The following is an 18,755-nucleotide window of genomic DNA, read 5'->3' as shown; positions in this document are numbered from 1 at the left end:
TAATTTTCCCTCCCTCTGTAGTATTACAGTTTTCTATTAGCTGTTACTATCTGTCACCTTTTTATCCGAACAAATAAAGATATTGTTATCCTTTACCAAGTCTTCATCTAAGCCATTTATGGTTAATTCTCCTGTTTTGTCAATATCTATAACGATTGGTATATCTTCTCCTTCTCTAGTATCATCTAAATACTCAAGGCCAAGGATGACAAAATAATTGAACTGACATAAATTGGATTTGCTTGATTTATTAACATTAGCTTGATTAGAAAGATTAAGCGCCATTGAAGATTTAATATTTTCCAAAGCAATCACTCCATATATTCTTTCATAATAATTTGAACTTTTTTGTTTTTTTCTTCATTAGTTAAATTCTGCTGATTCCGTATACAATATAGTTTTTCTAGTAGTTCCATTGGATCTCCATATTTTTTACAGTTTATTATAAATTCAGCATCCTTTAAGGAAGTAACTTTTATAAATTTATTATATTCTCTATTTTTTGTTGCCTTTACCTTCTCTCCCTCTCCCATTCCTCCACCTCCATTACTTGTTTAAAATTTAACTGTTGTACTCTCCCTTCTATCGGGTCCTTCAACATCCTTTATAACAATCGACTCGCCTCGTTTTCTTTTTTTACTAGCTTCAATAATTTTTTCTGTTTCTTCACCAGTACTTAATCGATTATGGTTTTCCACATCCACACTTAAATTTTTGTATTTGCAGGTAGCTTCATTATATAACTCTCCATCTATATATACTGTTCCATCCATATCAATCTGAAGTTCTGAAGGTGAATTTTTATGATTTTTCTTGGTTTTAATTTTTATCCATCCATTGGTTTGATTTTTATCTATGCTCATTTTCTTCCTCCCTATTATCCAAAATTAATATTGACGGTAGAACAGCTTTGGGTTGTAACACAATAGGCGGAAAGCACCATGTTACATTGCTGATTTGTATTGATTTGATTGGTAATTTTAGCACTCATTTGAACATCCTCTGTGCCTTTTATTTTGGTCAAATCTTTTGCAGTTTTCTTAGTCATAAATAATACCTCCTTTATATAATGCAGTAGATTATTTTGTAATACATTAGTCATTTGCATACAATATATTATGTATTAAAGAAAATAAATGTTCATGGACTGCAAAGCATGTCATACTTCTACTTAATAGGTTATTTGTTTTATAAAAGAAAATGACAATGCAGCTCCTATTTGCATTGTCATTTTAATAATTATTTTTAGCCTATTAATTTATCTTATTTAATACCCCTCTTAACCCCTTCATTTTTTCTAATTTACTAGCTCGTTTTCCTTTGACTAAAGTCAATTCCTCCAATATTTCAGTAGCATCAACAGTGTTAATGTTTTCATTGGACTCTATTTTATATCCCTTAATGCCCATGTTTAATGGATGAAATTTTTTAGCGTTAAATGTCAATCCTTCTTTGTTAAATCCAATTTTCAATTTATAATCCCCCCCTTCTACCCCTGTAGTTCTGTTGTCCCTTAAAGATCAAAAACGTCATCATCAGATTGAATTACAAAACCAATTTGTGCTTCAATAAGGTTAGTAACTTGAGCGGCTATCAATGTTAGTACCTGTAGCTGTACTTGAGATACAGTTTTTTGATTTACCACAGAAGCATAGATACGATCTGCCATTGTACATCCTCCCCACTTAATATTTTTTTACCTTCCTAATCCATTAAATATCAAAAACATCATCGTCAGACTGAATTGTAAAGCCAATTTGTGCTTCAATAAGGTTAGTAACTTGAGCAGCTATCAATGTTAGTACCTGTAGCTGTACTTGAGATACAGTTTTTTGATTTACTACAGAAGCATAGATACGATCTGCCATGATTTTTCACCCCCTTTCATGTCCTTTTTCTAATACACTATATGAAGGGTTATTTATTTGGTGCTACTTGCTTTGTTAAAAATTAATTTCTTGTCTTTTATCATACTACTTATTGAAACAAACTCTAAAAACAACAAAAGGTGCTGTACCTTTTATTGCAATAGATACAACACATTTGTTTTTTCAAAATTATAGGTTTTTCAGGAGATTATTAAACTTTCCATAATTCACTGTCACCCCATCATCTAAATCAACCTCTATCTCCTCTTGTACCATAGGGTGTAACATTTCATCATAAATTTTTAACTCTTCTATTTCTTTTTTAAGTCTTTTAAATTCCTTTTTTACAGAGGAATTATTCTTAACTGTTCCACTTTGATTAACTACTGCCGTTAAAACAATTTTTTGAGCTTTTAAATTTTTGTGTAATCTAGGGAGATAATCTTCTCTTAACTTTTTAAAAATTTGTTTATCATATCGATGGATATAGATTAGACAGTTAAAGGCCTTTTCTTTTCCTGAGGTAAATAACCAATAAATTGGTCTCTTCTTATAGGTTTTCACATGATCCTTGTAAAAATCATGGAGAAAGTAACTTCTGATTACTTCTTCAGCAGTTCTTCCTTTCTGTCTCCCCAATACTACGGCAATATATTCAATATTTTCCTGTAGGGTGTCTTCTCCAAAGGTTACCTTAATAAATTCAATAAATCTCGATACAATGTCATCTCCCAAATGCTTATTGGATAGGATGGGTAAGATATTATCTTCAACAGGTCTAAATTTATTGTATCTCTTTATATCAAATTCACCTCCAGCATAAACAAGACCTTCTTCATCAAGGGAATATCTTCCCAGCATACAACCTACACTATAGGAAATAAAGGCTTTTATATCCCTTTTTCCATCAGCCCTTCTAATGGTAATATCCTCTTCATTTACCTCAGGGGTCAACTCCTCCCCCAACCCATAAATCTCAATGAATAACCTATTGATTTCTTCTTCCTTTTTCTTTAGCTTATTGAACTGGGCCTCTGAAAATATCTTCCAATTATCAAAAGCTTCTTCTATAGTGGTAGCTTTTTCTTTATGGGCTAATATTGGATCTTGTTTAAAATCCCATGATATTTCAAGGGAATCCCAGTCTTTTTTAGCTATTGCAATACATTCCCCTGTTAAATCTATAATCTTATCCTTCCGACTTTCAGAGAAAATCACTGGAACCCTCCCAATATCCCCTGGCTGAAAATTTAAAGTGGGGGAAAGTTTTTGGATAGATTTAAATATTTTAGAGTTTAATAAGGCTAAATAATATCTTTTGTTTTCTATAAATAGACAGCTTCCTCCATTATCAAAGTAAAACCCATATCCAAATTCCCTCATGCTAAAGCTGCTGGAGGTGACGGTAGACCAGGTGAGACCATCTCTTCTATAATATTCTTTATTCCTGAGATTGGCTTTAGGATATTTCTTTAAATCTTTACCATCTTTTTTCCACCATAAAACATATTCATGATTACCATACCATTTTCTATAGGCTCCTCCTTTGTTATAGGGATAATAATCAAAGCTTGATTCCATTGCTTGTTTATAATTTTTAAATCCCACTCCCAGTTTTTGAAATTCTATTTCAAACCATAGCTTTAAGAACAAGCTATTGTTACCAGTATCTATTCCCTTACATGTTCTACCATAGGAGGAGATAGGTTTCTCCATTAAAAAAATATTTGATAATTTTTCGCTCAACCAGTAGGCTATTGGAATTTTATTAATTTTCAGAAATTTTTTGGCATAAATCGTATATCGGTAATCCACTTCTGGATTTATTATTGCTTCTCTTGTTTTAATAGACTGATTTTCTACCCCTCTGAATTCCGACAGACGAATATACTCTCCTGGAAGATTTATATATTGATTGCGTAGGGTGAAAACACATATGGGGACAGTGGCTCCATCAAAACCTGAGTATTCCAATTGAACTAAAGAGGTAATTTGCTTTTTCTTTATTATCATTTCCCTCAACTTTTCATAGGAGCCTATAAACATCCAAACAAAGGGAGTCATAAAGGCTAAATGTCCATGGGGTTTCACCCTAGAAAAACTATACACAATAAAAGCAGAAAACAAATCATCCTTCACCTCATGATAATTGTTGATTATAAAATTACTTAACTTAGGGGGAAAATATTTATTGCTTATATAAGGGGGGTTGGTTACCAATATTTCATAGCTTTTTCCCATGATTTCTGCTTGCATTATTAGGGAACTTAGCACCTTTATCATCTTTTTCTTCAATATTTTCTCTGATGAATTTTGGGGAGAATTATTTTTTATATCCTTAAGTCTGTTTTCAAAAAATTCTCTATCAAATTCTTTTACCTCTATTAAAGAACCATATAGTTTGCCATCATAGAACTGGCCTATAAATTTCTTTGTTTTTTTATAGTTTTCCCCTCTACACCCTCCTGCAACATAGGCAATATCTCCCTCCTCCAGATCATTGGTTTCCTCTATAGCAGCTAAATGAAGCTTTAACCCCTCCTTCTTGATACTTTCTAAAAAATCTCTATCATAGGCCATAGCCTTCATAACAATAGAAAAACAAGCAAGTTCATAAGCTCTATCATCAATATCTAATCCATAGAGATTGTTTTCTATAATCAGCCTTGGTATCTCCTTATGCTTATAACCATATCTCTTGTAGATTTGAAATAACACATCAAACATATATACAAGAATATGACCACTCCCCATAGCGGGATCAAAGCATTTTATTTCCTCTATTCTTGAACTTTCATTTATATCAATAATTAACTTTTCTTGAAAATCCTTTTGTAGTCCAGGATTTTCTACATAATATTTCCAGCCTTCTATAAGCTCCTTATCTTTTGGATGGGACTCCACCCAATATCGTCCTAGGGAATTTTCTATCATATATTGAACCATCCATTTGGGAGTAAATAATTGAGTAGCAAAGGAAATTTCCTCCTTTTCATATCTTCCTTTTCCTTTGCTAATTCTTTCATTTTCCTCTGTTATGTAGTATTGATAGAGCCACCCTATAATTTCAACCTCCTGCCAATCCTCTTGAGAAATAAGATGTTTATTGGTTAGCTCTCCCAAGAAGCTACCTTCCTTCAGTAAGTTAGTGGGAAAGAGAAGAAGATCATCCTCTTGAATTGCTTGAAAAATCCATGGAGCAATTTCATTTAATTTATTCCACTGGCGAAGGATATGCTCTTTTTCTATGTTACTACCTATAGGATAGGCTAAGGACTTGATGTGAATTGGATAATAATCATTTGCCTCCATAAATCGAAGGATGATTAGCACCTTAAACCATGTGTAGGTAGCTTCTTCTATTACTTCTAGGAATCCCTTTGCCAACATTTTAGCCAGCAGCTTATTTCTTTCGACTTCTTCCCTTACAGTAAGATGTATCCTAGGTTTACCATGGATATTCTCTTCTGTTATTCCTAAATCCATAGCTCTTCTTTTTATCTTATGTCTTAGTTCTCTTCTTCCTTGAAGGACAAGATTTTTTAACAGAGTTTTATTCATATAGTATCCTCCTTAGGAGTATCCGCCTTATCTGATACCATTCTAAAAAAGTTTTTCATTATAATCGTTAGGCGCCCTTCCCCAATAAGTCTCATTTTATTTCTATTTTATTCTGAATATACATATTTTTCAATAAAAATAAAAAACAGAAAGACAGCCATAAAATTTGGTTGTCTTTCTGTTTAAGTGATTTCTATAATTTTGAAAAAATCCTCTCTAAAATTTCTACCATCTTATCTATTTCCTGTTTTTCTACTATAAGGGGGGGAAGAAATCTCAGTATCTTTCCAGCGGTACAGTTTATTAAAAGCCCTTCTTTAAGAGCTTTTTCAACGATAGACCCTCCTTCTATTTCAAGTTCTAGGCCCACCATCAATCCCTTACCTTTTACTGTTTTTATCCAGGTATATTTTTTCGTAAACTGCTGTAGTTTTTCATGGAGGTATAGTCCCATCTCCTCCGCCTTTTCCCATAGCTTTTCTTCTACCATAAACTTCATAGTTGCTAAAGCAACACTAGTGGATAAGGGGTTGCCCCCAAAGGTTGTACCATGATCTCCAGGCTGAAGGGCCTCTGCCACTTTCCCCTTAGCCACCACAGCTCCTATGGGAATACCACTACCCAATGCCTTGGCTAAGGTCATAATGTCTGGTTCTATCCCATAACTTTCATAGGCAAATAGCTTTCCACTTCTTCCAATACCGCACTGTACTTCATCAAAAATTAAAAGAATATCCTTTTCTTGGCATAGGCTTTTAATCTCCTTCAAAAACCCTCCATCTATTGGTGTAACCCCTCCCTCCCCCTGTATAGGCTCCAGTATGATGCCACAGGTATTTTCCGTAATAGCAGCCTTTAATCCAGCTATATCATTAAATTTTGTAAAACCAAACCCCTCTGGTATAGGACCATAACCCTCTTGGTACTTTTTATTATGGGTTACTGCGAGGGTTCCTAGGGTTCTTCCATGGAAGGATTGGGTCATGGCAATAATCTCATTTTTTTGACTTCCATACTTTTTATAGGCATACTTTCTTGCCAATTTAATGGCGGCCTCATTGGCTTCTGCCCCACTGTTACAGAAAAAAGCTTTATCTCCAAAGGAATTTTCTACAAGAAGCTTTGCTAACTCCACCTGCTCTTTTATCCAATAAATATTGGATACATGAATATACTTTTCTGCCTGCTGTTGAATAGCCTTTGTAACGATAGGATGGTTATGGCCTAACCCACAGGCCCCTAAACCCCCAATCATATCTAAATACTCCTTTTCTTCTGTATCTGTTAAATAACAGCCCTCCCCTTTGGTAAAGGCTACAGGTAATCGGTTATAGGTATTCATGGTATATTTCTGTCCTTGTTGGATGATACTATCTAGCATGGTTTTCTACCTCCTTTAGGTTGTAATCATTGTTCCTATTCCTTCATTAGTGAAGATTTCCAGAAGAATAGAATGGGGTTTTCTACCGTCAATAATATGGGCCCTTTCTACCCCCATCGTTACTGCATCAAAGCAACACTGTATTTTAGGAATCATGCCGCCACCAATGATTTCTTCTTCAATATATTTTCTGATCTCAGCTGTTTTTATATGGGATATGATGGAGGAGGTATCCCTTTGGTCCTTCATAACCCCCTTTACATCAGTAATTAAAACAAGTTTTTTTGCTCCTAGGGCTGCTGCTAATCGTCCTGCTACTTCATCGGCATTGATATTATAGGTCTTACCATTTTCTCCACAGCCTATGGGAGAAATAATGGGAATATATCCTTTTTCAGTTATGGTATCAATTAAACTGGTATCAATTTTTTTAATTTCCCCCACTAGACCCAGCTTAGGGTCTTTTTGTACAGCTTGAATCATGCCACCATCCTTACCACTGATTCCCACAGCCTTTATACCATTTTCATTAATTAAGGAGACAATTTGACGATTAATTTTTCCTAGAAGAATCATCTCAGTAATCTCCATGGTTTCTTCATCTGTTACCCTTAACCCATCTATAAATTTAGGCTCCTTCCCAAGCTTTTTCATCATATGGGAAATTTCTGGCCCTCCACCGTGGACCACCACTGGATTCATGCCGACAAATTTCATGAGGGCAATGTCCTTAATCACTGTCTGTTTCAACTCATCATTAATCATTGCATTGCCACCATACTTAATAACCACCGTTTGGTTATAAAAGGTCTTAATATAGGGTAAGCTTTCTATTAAAATGCTTGCCTTTTGACAAGGTGATAGGTTCATTTTTTTCTCCTCCTAAGTTCTATAGGCTCCATTAATTTTTACATAGTCGTAGGATAAGTCACAGCCCCAGCCCCTAGCTTTTTCATTTCCCATCTTTAAATCTACAACAACCTTTAATTCCTTTTCCTTTAAAACTTCTCCTATCTCTTCCTCTGTAAATTTGGTTCCTTCACCCTTTTCTACAATTTTTATTGTTTTTTTCTCGTCACCTAAATAAATCTCCACTTTTTCTACCTCTATGGCTGAATCAGCATAACCGATGCTACACATAATTCTTCCCCAATTCCCGTCTTCTCCAAAGAAGGCAGTTTTTACAAGGTTTGAATTTAAAATGCTTTTTACAATTGCTTTACCATCTTCAAAGGTTTTGCTATTTACTACCTCCACCTCTAAAAATTTTGTAGCTCCTTCACCATCCCGTACAATGGTTTTAGCTAAATATTCATTTACATAATGAAAAGCCTCTTTAAATTTCTCAATTTCAGGATGAGCCTCCTGAAGAATATTATTGTCTGCCAAGCCATTGGCCATCATACAAACACTATCATTTGTACTGGTATCCCCATCAACAGTAATCATGTTGTAGGTTTTATCTACCGTATTTTTTAAGAGACTTTGTAAAAAACCCCCCTCTATTTTAGCATCAGTGGTGATAAAGGCCAGCATAGTTGCCATATTAGGGTGGATCATTCCAGAACCCTTAGCAATCCCCCCTATTGTAACTTTTTTCCCATCTATCTCTACCTCCACCCCTATCTTCTTCGTCCCCGTATCTGTGGTGAGGATGCCCTCTGCTGCTGCTATACCTCCTCCATAGCTTAAAGCTTTAGCTGCATTTTTGATACCTCTTTCCACAATATCCATTGGTAAAGGAACTCCGATTACTCCTGTGGAAGCTACAAGAACATTTTCTGAAGATAACTTTAATTCCTCTGCTGTTAGTTCCAGCATTTTTAGAGCGTTTTTATGACCTTCCTTCCCTGTACAGGCATTGGCGTTTCCACTGTTTATAATAATAGCTTGAACTTTTCCCTTCTTGATATTTTCCTTAGATATCAGTACTGGAGCTGCACAAACTTGATTCCTAGTAAATACCCCCGCCCCCTCTGCTAAAACATCGCTGACAATCAAGGCCATATCTTTTTTTTTCTTTTTTATGCCTATATGTACACCACTGGCTTGAAATCCCTTAGGTGAAGTCACATCGCCATCAAATATATGAAAGTTTTTCATCTTTCTGCTCCTCTCCTTAAGGCCAAACTGGGGCCTGTTTTAATCCTTCATCCACCTTAAAATCAAACATCAAATTCATGTTTTGGACAGCCTGACCAGCTGCCCCCTTCACTAAATTATCTATAGCACTGACAATAACCAAGTTATTGGTTCTATCATCTATTTTTACGCCAATGTCACAATAATTTGTTCCATAAACCGCCTTTGTCTGGGGGTACTCCTCCTCCCCTAAAAACCTTACAAAGGGTTGGGCCCCATAATAGCTATCATATATTCCCTCAATATCCCTATAGGCTGCTTTTTTATCATTAGATATATAAATGGTACTTAAAATCCCCCTGGTCATAGGCGCGAGGTGGGGGGTAAACTGTACTGTCACTTCTTCTGTAGCTGCCCTAGATAGCTCCTGTTCGATTTCTGGTATGTGACGATGAACACCTATACCATAGGCCCTTAGGTTTTCATTGCATTGGGCAAAAAGATTGGCATCGGAAGGTGACCTGCCCGCCCCCGATACACCGGATTTTGAATCTATTATAATTCCTTTGGTTTTAATGATTCCTTCCTTTAATAATGGATATAAGGATAGCAATATACTGGTGGGATAGCATCCAGGATTGGCCACCAGCTGTGCCTCAGCAATCTCCTGAGTATAAATCTCACTTAGACCATAGACGGCTTTCTTTAGTTCTTCTGTAGCTCCGTGGTCTACTCCATACCATTTTTCATAGATAGCCCCATCCTTTAATCGAAAGTCAGCTGAAAGATCGATGACTTTCCTCCCCTTATTTAATACCTTCTTTACCGCTTCCTGACTTAATCCATGGGGAAGGGCACAAAACAGTAGATCAACCTCATCAAAATTCTCTTCTATATTTATAGAAATACACTTTTCTTCTACAATGTTTTTTAGGTTTGGATAAATCCTACTATATTCCATAGAAGCATAGCTTCTAGAATCTAAAAAGCTTATTTCTACTTTATCGTGCTGTGAAAGCAGCCTTGTAAGCTCCCCACCTACATATCCAGTTGCACCAATAATACCTACCTTAATCATGTTGTCACCCCTTCTTTATTTATAGGATTGTTTTTATACTTATAATATGTATGGAATTTTTATTCATCATTAACTAATTATACATATTTAGTTATAAATATTCAACCATTTTTTATTTTTTGCAAAAAAAAAACGTGAATCCTTTTGATCCACGACTTTACTTATTTTATTTATTAAACCAACCCTTTTTTTTCTTACTGGGTAGCAATTCCCCTATTAAAGCTACAATCTGAAAAATATCCCGTATAGGCTCTAGGATATCTTCATTGATACCTTGGGCTGCTGAAGCTGTATATTCCACAGTTTCTTCTATATTTTTTACTACACCCTGTACATGCTTTATCTCCTCATTGACAACATCAGTAATCTCTTCAACATTTTGAAGAACCTTAGGTATCCTTTCTAACGTTTCATCAATATTTTCTTCATTCTTAGTCAAAAGCTCTTTTATTTGTTTTAGGGTTTCATTCACTTTGGATAGCAAAATAAAAACTATCACAAACAAAGCCATACCTAGTAAAGCAAACAAGATAGTAAATAACTGTCCTAATGTAAAAGTAATAGTTGAATCCATCCTATCCCACCTTATCCTATGTATTTTCTTCCATAGTCCTATGCTTCTTCTTTAGCTAATTCCTCTTGGTCCACCTCTAATTCCTCTTCTGTTGCTACATTAGGCTCTGGCTGACCCTTCACCTTTTCCTTAAGAGTAGTAAATTTTTCAGTAATTATTTCCTTGTTTTCCTCATAGATATCTGTTAATTTTTCTTTCCCTTCAGCTAAGTTGACTCCTAACTTTTCTTTTCCCTCTACAATCTCGGTTTGAAGGTTTTCTTTGATCTTTTCCAATTCTTCCTTTGTTTTTCTTCTTGTGTTTTCTCCCTTATCGGGGGCAAAAAATACACCTGCCAGACCACCTAGGAAGGCACCAATAGCTAAACCCCTTGACATTGCTTTTTTCTTTTCTTCTTTTTTCTCTCTTTCTGTCCTTTTAGGGTCTAAAAGCTGTTTCAACTCTTGGGTTCTTTTCTGTAAATTTTTTAAATCCATCTCCCCACTCCCTTTGCAATTATTTCTTAAATATGGATATTATACTAATTATACCCTAAACAATCAGTAGGAAACAACATATTTACTGATTTTTGTGGAGATACCAAAGAAAAACCCCATCCTAAGGATGAGGCTTCAGCTTTACATTCTATCGTGATCGTAATACCCATTGACTTCTTCTAATAGGTTTCTTCTATAGACACTGTATAATTGTTTTAGCTTTGTAATTTTTTCCGACATCTCCAGCTGTAAATTTGATACTAGGTCGTAATTTTTGACTGCAATAGCTTCTCTAATCTGAGTAAATAGAGACTTTCTCTCAAGGCTATCCTTCATAAGATAATTCCTCATACCGTTGATTTTTTCCCAGTTTACCACATCTAAATCAGTGACATTATCTGCCCCATGAAGCTTCTTACAATTCCTGACCAGTTCCATATTATCTACAATAATTCTTCCTGCCAATTCCTTTACCCATTTGTCTAGGATGGATAGTTTATAGGATTCCACAATAGTTTCACTGAAGGCTTCCCCATGGAAGAGGATTTCCTTTTTATTAGGATAGCTTTCAAAGGCCTTTAGATTTTCCCACACCGTAGCCGGGGGTTTACCAAAGTGTTGATTTCTTTCTTCCTCTGTATAATCATCAAATACATCCTCTTCACTACGGTAGGCTCGATCTTTTTCTAAATAAAATTTCTCTTTTCCTGCTTCTTTGGAAAATTCCATTTCTAATTTTTTACAATCCATTTTGCTTGTTACTGCGGCTTTGATACCATCCAGCATGGTCTGATAGGCAGCTGCTACACATAAATATACATTGGTTGTTGGGTTCGGTGCCCTTAATTCAAATCTAGTGGCTAATGGATTATTAATATCTCTAACTAAGCCCACCAACACAGTACGATTTCTTGAGGGTATTTGTGGGGAGTGGCCTACAGACCCTACAATACATATGGGGGCTTCGAAGCCAGGCTTTAATCGATTAAAGGCATCGTTGGTAGAGGTTACAAAGGGATTTACTACTTCATAATTTTTCAATAAACCCATCAGCCCACCCCAACCAATGGCATTTAAATATCCACTCTTCATATCCTTAGGGGCAAATAAATTAATATATTTGCCATTTTTTAATTTTAAGCTGGCACCTAGATGAGTATGTTTACCGCTGCCTGCCACACCTTCAATAGGTTTTGCTAAAAAGGTTACTTCAAGCCCATGACTTTCAAAAACTTCTTCCACCAATTCCCTTATAAACAACTCATTGTCAGCACATTGTAGAGCAGTACTGTATTTCCAATCTATTTCCAACTGCTCCATAACATGATTTAGCTTACCAGTAATACCAATCCTAGCAGTAACACCACCTACTTCTTTATGACCCATTTCTGGTACAAATCCATATTTCTCCATTAACATAATGGTTTCTTCCATAGCTGTTCTTACATTGCCTTTGGTTCGCTTCCAATATTGTTCCTTCAACATTTGGGAAGTGGAAAGCTTTTCTTCATCTGCATAGTCCTCAGGAGTTTTTACCCAAAATTCCAACTCAGTAGCTGTGGTTAAAACAATTTCTTCAATATCATCTGCTGAAGGAACATTTAACTCCTCCAATGCTTGGGGATATTTATTAAGTAATTCTTTAACTTCTGTAGTAAAGTAATCTACGGTTCTTTTAAGTATAGATCTAGAATCTACTCTTTTTTCATTATGTTCTATAAATGCTGGCATTCTTAAAGTACCAATTGGTAAACCATTTTCCTCGTAGGTATGATCATAGTTATAATCTACAATCCAATTGGCTTCTAAATCTGGTATCAAATCTATTTTAGCATTATTTAAGCTTGCAATGCCCTTAAGCATAACACTGGAGCCATCCGTCTGGACCCCTACACTTAAAAACTCTTCTATATCCTCTAAAATTAAGGAAATAGGAATTTTTTCATCTGTATCGTTTCCTCCTAAATCCACAGCTACCACCGATACAAACTGAATATTAGGATGAGCCTTTAAAATTTTTGTCAAAGTATCCTTGTCATGGGCCCAGCTGGGCAACGAATAAATCATATCTTCAGCTATTAAGTCCTCTACCTTCTTGTGCATAAACATGCCTCCTTTATCTCCTCTTGGCGAATATTAATATTTTTTTTAATATTTAAGTTCGTACCACTGCGTGAACTAAGGTAAACAAGTAAAATTTTAGTATTCATTATATACTATGATTAACTATTTGTAAACAGAAGCACTGCTGATTCTTTATACTATTTATACATCCATTATTATGTGTCTTTTTCTTTTTAAAAATCTCAAAAAAGCAAATGACCCAAATATTTGGTTTGGTGTCATTTGCTTTCACAGAGTGTAATAGAATTAGAGGTTAAATTCGTTCCTCTACTTCTCTTATATGATTCTCGTTTAGAATTACTTTTTCAATTAACCCGTCCTTCATTTTTAGAATTCTAATCTTTATGTTACCAACTTCATATTCTGACCCTTCTTCTACAGGGGTGCAGGTTTCCTCTGATAAATGACAAATTAATCCACCGATGGTATTTCCCTTATTTTCTGGTATATCAAGTCCTGTTGTAAAGTTTATATCATGAACAGATTGTGCAGCTGAAATAACATGACCATCTCGCTCACTGAGGGGTTTCTTTGTCATCAAATATTTCTTGATAGCAAATACTCCTGCTATAGCAGCTGTTCCCAGTATTAGATCAAGCATCGTTTCACTATAAATTAACATCTTTCTTGCTATGGCAAATAATACCAACTCTAGCATTGCACTGGTGGAATGGGATAATAACATTAAAACCAGTTCGATACCCACTACCAGCAATAGGGTAAAAGCTAGAAACTTTTTAAATACATTATAGGTGTCCGTAAGATCAGTTTGGATAATATGTGCTAAATACTTCACAATATCAAATAGTCCAATAAGAATTGCCACTGCTAAACATACTGCTAAAATCAACTCTAAATTCAGTGTGAATTTGGTAAGTTGTTTTTTGAAGTCATGTGCCTTCATTTTTTCATGCATCTCCCTTTTAATTTAAATAATAGCAACACCAAAACCATTATACACCTTTAAGTTAGGTTAATCAACAGCATAATAAATAGGTTCTTCCTATTGATATTTTTTGTCTATAGGTGATACTGGTGAACCTTCCCCATCCTTCATAAATAACCTTGCTCCCTCATTTTCACTTGAATATCCATGGTATCACTAGAGACCCAAGGAGAATGAAAACTGTAGCAATCATAATAACCATACCTCCAGGATGACCACAGTTAATGGTCCAGCCTATACCAAATCTTTTTTCTATAAACAAACTAGGATCTTGAGAATTGTAATAAATCATCCCCCACTTCCAAAATCCATCATCGTCTCTATCGATTACTCTGCTGTCAGCTTCCTCAGTACAATCTATCTTTATTTTACTGCCGCTTTGTCCGGCTTTTATGGCAATGCCCACAGCCCCCAGTATTGGAATACCTATGGCCAATAGGTATATGAGTATGCTTATACCCTCAGAGCTATTTATCACCTGTAAAACATTTAGCTGAATATAAAGAAATTGTAGGTTCAAAATGGTTATAGTAACCAACATATAAATTGCCCAATACCTCTTGGCAATTTGGTTTTGCAGGGAGGATGTTTTAGGTCTAGATGGGTTAATACTAGGCTTTACCTTCTTGATAATTCTATAGATGATATAGAACATAGTCGTCATCCCAACTTGGGTTAAAGGTAAACCAAATACACTAAAAAAATTTTTATCTGTATAACCCATAACAGCACCTTTAAAATCAAACTGTGTAGGAATCTGATTTGGTAAATGGGGGTACTGAATCATGGTAAACAACATCGTAAAGATGACAATCCCTACAGAACACCAAAACCAATGGGGAGATATAAATTTTTTATTATAGCTTTGGCAGGTGTCTACAACCACCACCTGTTTCTTATTCATCATCCATCCCTTTTCTTTTTTCAGGGCTTTAGCCCTCTTATGAACATCTACATAAGTGATTGTCATAATGACAATCAATAAAAATATTCCCATGTAAAGGATATGGGTATTTTGAAAATAAATTGCTGCTACATTTAGAAATAGGGTGGTGATTAACCCTGATAATCCATAATTTCTTTTATAGCGTTTTCTTAGTCCAACAACTTCCTCTGTTCTACTAACTTCCTCAGGAATAACTACCCCAAAAAGTAAAGTGCTTTTTATAAAGTCAGGCATGAAGTATCCTATAAGTAGTAGAGGTATATAAACAGTAAATAGATTTAATAAAAACACAAATAGAAACATTTTATTCCCCCTCTTGGCTTTCATAGCTTTTATAATAGGTTTCTATCATCTTAATAAACCCTTCCTTTGAAACCCCTCTTAAATAGGCCTCAGCAGTTGTAATTTTTAGTAAATCCTTTAAAGCTTCCACATATTCTTCAGTTTTTTCTACATTCAGCTCAGGATTTATCATAACACCGCTTTTTCTATGGATAACCACCCAGCCCTCCTGCTTCAATTGGTTATAGACCTTGTTGACAGTATGAAAGTTAATCCCTATATCTACTGCCAGTTGTCTTACGGAGGGTAGATCTTCTCCAGGAAGCAAAGAGCCTAAGGCAATCCCTTGAATAATTTGATTTTTAATTTGCTGATAAATAGGAATCTCTGATTCAAACTCAATCTTTAATAGCATTTTACACCTCCATTTTTATATCTGTTATATATAATATATAACAGATATAAAAATAATGCAACTGTCTTTCCTAAAATAAAAAATATAAAACCTCAAAGCTCTTAAAATAAACTTTGAGGTTTTTGCTTTTCTATTAAGTTTTATCTGCTTAGCTTCTTAATCCAAAGGATTATTTATCCACATGATTTCCTTCCACAATTTTGATGGCAGCTACAGTACTGACCCTTTCAACTTCATCATCACTTAATAACTTAATCTTATCTTCATCATAGTTCATCAGCTTTAATACAGTACCATATAATTCCCTTAAAATTTTCTTGCCTCCAATAATGATATATGGGTCTCTTTCTTTAAGGTCCTTTTCAATAGAAATGATATCATGATAGCAAATAGCTCCAGCAATAAAATTGACCCTTTGGTTGTCAGTAGCTTCTGTAAAAATCTCCATAATCCTTACTAGGAAACAAGCTTTAGAAAACCCATACTGCTTTACAGCTTCTATCCCCTTTTTTATATAAGCTTCATCAATAGAAGTAATTAGAGTTTGTGGTATAGCACTAGCTAGTACAGTTTCCTTAGATAAGGCCCATAACAACTCTCCCGTAAGGGTAGTACTGCATTTTTGAATTCTACCTTCTGAATCAATAAAAACAAATTTTGTATGGGAACCTGGAGAAATATAAATAACATCTTGATTTCTTGAAGCGTAGACCAAAGCCCCAAGAGCTTCTACTTCTTCACCCCGCATAATATCCATATCTTGAAAGTTTTCTACAGTAACTTCACCAATTCTATTTTTAACACCAGGAATAAAACAAATAGGTTTTTCACATATTTCTTCAAACATTTTCTTTCTTATATTTGTAGATAACTCTTCTATTCCTACAGGTGTTTGAAGATGGGGAATTTCAAAAATACCCAAGTTAGAGGTAATCATGCCATAGGCAATGATTTTTTTTACATCTGGGAGACTTTTATTGCTCTTTTCTATTACTTGCGAGATACCTTCCTGTAAAGCATCCTTTAGTTTTTGCGTACTTTTATCAATAGCGGTGTTTCTAACACCTACTTTACTTTGATATTCTCCTAATATGCTATCACCTTCTATATACCTAATACGGGTATTGGTAGTTCCTGTATCTATAATAATATATCCCATAAAACCACTTCCCATCACATTATTCTTGATTTGTTTTATGCTCTACCTTTTTTAACTTCTTCTACAAAAGCTTGCCCTAGCTCACTAATTTTATCATACTCTTCATAAATTATATATTTTTGAGGGGTAAGGGCACTTCCAATCCCAACACCAATCGCTCCAGCTTTAATAAAGTCTGCTGTATTGCTTAAATCAATTCCCCCTACAGCCATAATAGGAATATCATCCAAAGGAGCTTTAACCAATTTCATATAGTCAGTTCCTGCAGAGCCGGCAGGAAACAACTTCACTATATCTGCCCCCCACTGGTGGGCCAACACCATTTCTGTAGGGGTGTACACTCCAGGTATAGCAATAATATCATTCTTAGTAGCAACTTTTATCACATCATAATGCAAACTAGGACTTAATATGAATTCAGCTCCAGCTTCAATAGCTATATTTGCTTGTTCTTCATTTATAATCGTCCCAGCCCCAACCAAGAGCTTATCTCCAAATGATTTCTTTATATTAGTAATCATTCTCTCGGCCCCTACAGTATTAAAGGTTACCTCAATAGCATTAACGCCTCCTTCATAAATAGCCTCCACTACATCTAAGACCTTCTCTTCTTGAATCTTTCTTAGGATTGCAACGACACCTATTTTTTCAATATTTTTAAGTTTATTTAATTTGTTCAAGCTTTTTCACCCCTTTTATTAGATATTACTACCATTCAGCTACACTACCGTCTTCATGTCGCCAAATAGGATTTTTCCAATTATGTCCCTTCGTCGATGCTTCCCTAACTTTTTCCTCATCAATTTCTATACCTAATCCTGGTCCTTTAGGCATTTCTACAAAGCCATTTTCGTATTTAAATACAGCTTTATTCTTTAAATAATCCAGGATATCATTACCTTGGTTGTAATGAATACCTAAGCTTTGCTCCTGAATAAAGGCATTATGACTTACTGCATCTACCTGAAGACAGGATGCTAGAGCTATAGGTCCTAGTGGACAATGGGGAGCTAAAGCCACATCATAGGCCTCCGCCATAGTAGCAATTTTTCTACATTCTGTAATTCCCCCAGCATGGGAAAGATCAGGCTGTAGAATATCAACATAGCCCTCTGCAAGCATCTGTTTAAAATCCCATCGACTATACATTCTTTCTCCAGTGGCAATAGGTGTGGATGTATGCATGGCTATTTCTTTTAATGCCTCTAGATTTTCATCCAATACAGGTTCTTCAATAAACATAAGTCTATAGGGCTCCAATGCCTTTGCTAAAATCTTTGCCATAGGCTTATGAACCCTGCCATGGAAATCTACTCCTATGCCGAAATTTTGGCCTACAGCTCTTCTAATAGCATCTACCCTCTCCACTACTTCATCGATTTTATCATAGCTATCAATATATTGAAGTTCTTCAGTTCCATTCATTTTTATAGCCATAAAGCCCTGCTGCTTCTTTTCCAGGGCTGCTTCAGCTACATCGCTAGGTCTATCTCCCCCTATCCAAGAATAAACCTTAATTTTATCTCTACAAGCTCCCCCCAAAAGTTCATAAATTGGAGCATTATAATATTTCCCTTTAATATCCCATAGGGCTTGATCTATACCTGAAATAGCACTCATTAAAATAGGGCCTCCCCTATAAAACCCTCCCCTATACAGCACCTGCCAGTGATCTTCAATTCTTAAGGGGTCTTTTCCTATTAAGTATTCACTTAACTCCTCTACTGCAGCCTTTACCGTGTGGGCTCTCCCCTCTATCACAGGCTCTCCCCAACCCCATATACCCTGGTCAGTTTCGATCTTTAAAAACAACCATCTTGGTGGTACTTGATATAATTTGAATTTGGTTATTTTCACAGTATC

At 35.3% G+C, this 18,755-nt stretch carries 21 protein-coding genes; all 21 read right to left on the bottom strand.

Annotation, left to right across the window (positions count from 1 at the left end; translation table 11 throughout):
- Nucleotides 1-36 precede the first annotated feature (36 nt).
- Nucleotides 37-306: a hypothetical protein gene (locus BLS22_RS03230; RefSeq protein WP_090550238.1), complete on the bottom strand. Its 270-nt coding sequence runs from the start codon at nt 304-306 to the stop codon at nt 37-39.
- A 5-nt stretch (nt 307-311) separates the two neighbouring features.
- Entirely contained in the window at nt 312-533 is a 222-nt protein-coding gene (locus tag BLS22_RS03225; protein ID WP_090550234.1) for a hypothetical protein, read from the bottom strand.
- 21 nt (nt 534-554) lie between these two features.
- Nucleotides 555-863, bottom strand: a complete 309-nt coding sequence (locus tag BLS22_RS03220; RefSeq protein ID WP_090550231.1) for a hypothetical protein — start codon at nt 861-863, stop codon at nt 555-557.
- Nucleotides 864-877: 14 nt separating this feature from the next.
- Nucleotides 878-1,048 (bottom strand): hypothetical protein, encoded by a 171-nt coding sequence (locus tag BLS22_RS14990; protein ID WP_176762031.1) that lies wholly within the window; start codon nt 1,046-1,048, stop codon nt 878-880.
- Nucleotides 1,049-1,253: 205 nt separating this feature from the next.
- Nucleotides 1,254-1,472: a hypothetical protein gene (locus tag BLS22_RS03215; RefSeq protein WP_090550228.1), complete on the bottom strand. Its 219-nt coding sequence runs from the start codon at nt 1,470-1,472 to the stop codon at nt 1,254-1,256.
- Nucleotides 1,473-1,513: 41 nt separating this feature from the next.
- Complete coding sequence (locus BLS22_RS14985; protein WP_176762030.1) at nt 1,514-1,669, bottom strand: hypothetical protein; 156 nt, start codon at nt 1,667-1,669, stop codon at nt 1,514-1,516.
- A gap of 43 nt (nt 1,670-1,712) precedes the next feature.
- Nucleotides 1,713-1,868, bottom strand: coding sequence for a hypothetical protein (locus BLS22_RS14980; protein ID WP_176762029.1), 156 nt, complete (start codon nt 1,866-1,868; stop codon nt 1,713-1,715).
- A 189-nt stretch (nt 1,869-2,057) separates the two neighbouring features.
- On the bottom strand, nt 2,058-5,429 hold the full coding sequence (gene pglX, locus BLS22_RS03210; RefSeq protein ID WP_090550224.1) for a BREX-1 system adenine-specific DNA-methyltransferase PglX: 3,372 nt from the start codon (nt 5,427-5,429) through the stop codon (nt 2,058-2,060).
- Nucleotides 5,430-5,622: 193 nt separating this feature from the next.
- On the bottom strand, nt 5,623-6,810 hold the full coding sequence (locus BLS22_RS03205) for an aspartate aminotransferase family protein (RefSeq protein ID WP_090550221.1): 1,188 nt from the start codon (nt 6,808-6,810) through the stop codon (nt 5,623-5,625).
- A gap of 15 nt (nt 6,811-6,825) precedes the next feature.
- Nucleotides 6,826-7,680 carry an acetylglutamate kinase gene (gene argB, locus BLS22_RS03200; RefSeq protein WP_090550218.1) on the bottom strand — a complete coding sequence of 285 codons (855 nt, stop codon included), beginning with the start codon at nt 7,678-7,680 and terminating at the stop codon, nt 6,826-6,828.
- A gap of 12 nt (nt 7,681-7,692) precedes the next feature.
- Nucleotides 7,693-8,913, bottom strand: a complete 1,221-nt coding sequence (gene argJ, locus BLS22_RS03195; protein WP_090550216.1) for a bifunctional glutamate N-acetyltransferase/amino-acid acetyltransferase ArgJ — start codon at nt 8,911-8,913, stop codon at nt 7,693-7,695.
- 16 nt (nt 8,914-8,929) lie between these two features.
- Nucleotides 8,930-9,970: an N-acetyl-gamma-glutamyl-phosphate reductase gene (gene argC, locus BLS22_RS03190; protein ID WP_090550213.1), complete on the bottom strand. Its 1,041-nt coding sequence runs from the start codon at nt 9,968-9,970 to the stop codon at nt 8,930-8,932.
- 166 nt (nt 9,971-10,136) lie between these two features.
- Entirely contained in the window at nt 10,137-10,544 is a 408-nt protein-coding gene (locus BLS22_RS03185; RefSeq protein ID WP_090550209.1) for a hypothetical protein, read from the bottom strand.
- Between the two features lie 38 nt (nt 10,545-10,582).
- Nucleotides 10,583-11,020 (bottom strand): YtxH domain-containing protein, encoded by a 438-nt coding sequence (locus BLS22_RS03180; protein ID WP_090550207.1) that lies wholly within the window; start codon nt 11,018-11,020, stop codon nt 10,583-10,585.
- A gap of 141 nt (nt 11,021-11,161) precedes the next feature.
- Nucleotides 11,162-13,123: a type I glutamate--ammonia ligase gene (locus tag BLS22_RS03175; RefSeq protein ID WP_090550204.1), complete on the bottom strand. Its 1,962-nt coding sequence runs from the start codon at nt 13,121-13,123 to the stop codon at nt 11,162-11,164.
- Between the two features lie 274 nt (nt 13,124-13,397).
- Nucleotides 13,398-14,048 carry a transporter associated domain-containing protein gene (locus BLS22_RS14975; protein ID WP_176762028.1) on the bottom strand — a complete coding sequence of 217 codons (651 nt, stop codon included), beginning with the start codon at nt 14,046-14,048 and terminating at the stop codon, nt 13,398-13,400.
- Between the two features lie 175 nt (nt 14,049-14,223).
- Nucleotides 14,224-15,339: a DUF1648 domain-containing protein gene (locus tag BLS22_RS03165; RefSeq protein ID WP_176762027.1), complete on the bottom strand. Its 1,116-nt coding sequence runs from the start codon at nt 15,337-15,339 to the stop codon at nt 14,224-14,226.
- Nucleotide 15,340: 1 nt separating this feature from the next.
- On the bottom strand, nt 15,341-15,733 hold the full coding sequence (locus BLS22_RS03160; RefSeq protein WP_090550199.1) for a GntR family transcriptional regulator: 393 nt from the start codon (nt 15,731-15,733) through the stop codon (nt 15,341-15,343).
- A 169-nt stretch (nt 15,734-15,902) separates the two neighbouring features.
- Entirely contained in the window at nt 15,903-16,892 is a 990-nt protein-coding gene (locus tag BLS22_RS03155; protein WP_176762026.1) for a 2-dehydro-3-deoxygalactonokinase, read from the bottom strand.
- A gap of 35 nt (nt 16,893-16,927) precedes the next feature.
- Nucleotides 16,928-17,572 carry a bifunctional 4-hydroxy-2-oxoglutarate aldolase/2-dehydro-3-deoxy-phosphogluconate aldolase gene (locus tag BLS22_RS03150; protein WP_090550194.1) on the bottom strand — a complete coding sequence of 215 codons (645 nt, stop codon included), beginning with the start codon at nt 17,570-17,572 and terminating at the stop codon, nt 16,928-16,930.
- Nucleotides 17,573-17,600: 28 nt separating this feature from the next.
- Entirely contained in the window at nt 17,601-18,749 is a 1,149-nt protein-coding gene (dgoD, locus tag BLS22_RS03145; protein WP_090550191.1) for a galactonate dehydratase, read from the bottom strand.
- Nucleotides 18,750-18,755 lie beyond the last annotated feature (6 nt).

Origin of the sequence: Natronincola ferrireducens (assembly GCF_900100845.1) — a bacterium.
Lineage (GTDB): Bacteria > Bacillota > Clostridia > Peptostreptococcales > Natronincolaceae > Natronincola_B > Natronincola_B ferrireducens.
The sequence above is the reverse complement of the archived record's forward strand: the minus strand, read 5'-3'. Positions and strand labels throughout refer to the sequence as shown.